The sequence below is a fragment of the Endozoicomonas sp. ALB115 genome, assembly GCF_049310245.1.
Taxonomy (GTDB): domain Bacteria; phylum Pseudomonadota; class Gammaproteobacteria; order Pseudomonadales; family Endozoicomonadaceae; genus Endozoicomonas.
The window spans coordinates 1-2288 of record NZ_JBLYZG010000162.1; the positions used below are offsets into that span (position 1 = coordinate 1).

A 2288-nucleotide genomic window follows, 5' to 3' on the forward strand; every position below is an offset into this window, starting at 1 on the left:
GATCGCGTAAGATGGATTGAGATTGGGAAATGATTGTCCGGTAATGGGGGCCCACTGGACACGCCCTCCCAAGCCAACTTGCAGCCATGGCAGTGATGAATGGAAACTCTGAATTGCACGGGGATGGACTTTCCAGGCGAGAAAACAGTTCATCTATGTGCTTTTCAAGGGCGTTTTTATTATCGTCACCGAAGTACAGATAATACCTGGCACTAAATACCATGACTCCCCAGAGAGCCATTGATATATCTTGCTGAGAGAGCTGAGGGTTTTCACTGATTCTGTCGACAAGAGAATCGAACATAGATTTAACCAGGTTCAGCTCAATGGCCTCACCCAGTTTTGCCACGGACCACACCAGTGTGGTGACCTCCTGTGGCTTGAAATGGTTTTTCATTTCTTTTGATTCGGCTTTGGCTTGCACATGGTGCAACAGCACGGCCAAGACTTCTTTGAGCTTCGGTGTCTTCTCCAGCCCCAACCCGTTTTCCAACAGTGTCACCACGGTCCACAGCAGTTTGGCGATATGCTGTGAAATAAAGTGGTCTTTCTCTTCTTTTGACTCGGCTTTGGTTTTCACATCGAGCAGCAGCACGGCCAAGGCCTCTTTGAGCGTTGCTGTCTTCTCCAACCCATTGTCCACCAGTTTCGCCAAGGCCCACAGCAGGTTGGCGACTTCCTGTGGCTTCAAGTGGTCTTTCTCTGCTGTTGATTCGGCTTTGGTTTTCACCTGGGGCAACAGCGCAGCCACGGACTCTTTGAGCTTCGGTGTCTTCTCCAGCTCCAGCCCATTGTCTACCAGTTTCGCCAGGGCCCACAGCAGGTTGGTGACTTCCTGTGGCTTGAAGTGGTCTTTTTCTTCTGTTAATTCGGCTTTGGTTTTCACATGGGGCAACAGCGCGGTTACAGCCTCGTTGAGCTTCGCTGTCTTCTCCAGCCCGTTGTCCACCAGTTTCGCCACGGCCCACAGCAAGTTGGCGAGGTGCTGTGGCTTGAAGTGGTCTTTCTCTTCTTTTGATTCGGCTTGGTTTTTGACCTGGGGAAACAGCGCGGCCATAACCTCTTTGAGCTTCGGTATCTTCTTCAGCTGCAGCCCATTGTCCACCATTTTTGCCAGGGCCCACAGCAGGTTGGCAGTACCTTGAGTGTTGAAGTGATCTTTCCCTTCTTTTGATTCGGCTTTGGTTTTCACATGTGGCAGCAGCGCAGCTACGGCCTCTTTGAGCTTCGGTGTTTTCTCCAGCTCCAGCCCGTTGTCTACCAATTTCGCCACTGCCCACAGCAGGTTGGAGATATACTGAGGGATAAAATGGTCTTTCTCTTCTTTTGATTCGGCTTGGGTTTTCACATGGTACAAAAGCACGGCCACGGCCTCTTTGAGGATCGCGGTCTTCTCCAGCTCCAGCCCGTTATCCACCAGTTTCGCCACGGCCCACACCAGGTTGGCGACTTCCTGTGGCTTGAAGCGGTCTTTCTCTTCTTTTGATTCGGCTTTGGTTTTTACATGGGGCAACAGCGCGGCTACCGCCTCGTTGAGCTTCGGTGTTTTCTCCAGCCCATTGTCCACCATTTTTGCCATGGCCCACAGCAGGTTGGCAGTACCTTGAGTGTTGAAGTGATCTTTCCCTTCTTGTGATTCGGCTTTGGTTTTCACATGGGGCAGCAGCGCAGCTACGGCCTCTTTGAGCTTCGGCGTTTTCTCCAGCTCCAGCCCGTTGTCTACTAATTTCGCCACTGCCCACAGCAGGTTGGAGATATGCTGAGGGATAAAATGGTCTTTCTCTTCTTTTGATTCGGCTTTGGTTTTTACAAGGGGCAACAGCGTGGCGACGGCTTCTTTGAGCTTTGGTGTCGTCTCCAGCTCAAGCCCGTTGCCCACCATTTTTGCCAGGGCCCACAGCAGATTGGCGGTACCTTGGGTATCAATACCCATGGCGTCAGGTTTTTGGTTGCACTTAAGTATTACTGCATCAAGTAACGTTGACAAAAAAGCTGCCTGAGCCTCCTTGCTTCTCTCATTCATGTACTTATGTGGGGTAAAAACACCCGCTGATGTAAATGAATGAACCGTTGTCGTCAGGCTTCGCCAAGGCCATCCGCGTGTCGCTTTAAAAGCATGCAACAATGGTATCAGTTGGCATTGTTCACTGTGATTTAATGGTCTTTTTGACCTTGATGTGTATTGTTTGATTGAACAGGCAAATTGACTGTGTTTTTTCCCATTATAGCGATCACCAAAACGAGCAGATATGCTCACCAGGTCATCCATTCTTTCTTGTGTGATAAGA

The 2288-nt window shown here is 50.2% G+C and carries 1 protein-coding gene; it reads right to left on the reverse strand.

Annotated elements, in window-relative coordinates:
• A partial coding sequence (locus ACO6VE_RS24315) for a DUF1601 domain-containing protein (RefSeq protein WP_422464062.1) occupies positions 1-2257 on the reverse strand: 2257 nt, incomplete at its 3' end.
• Positions 2258-2288 lie beyond the last annotated feature (31 nt).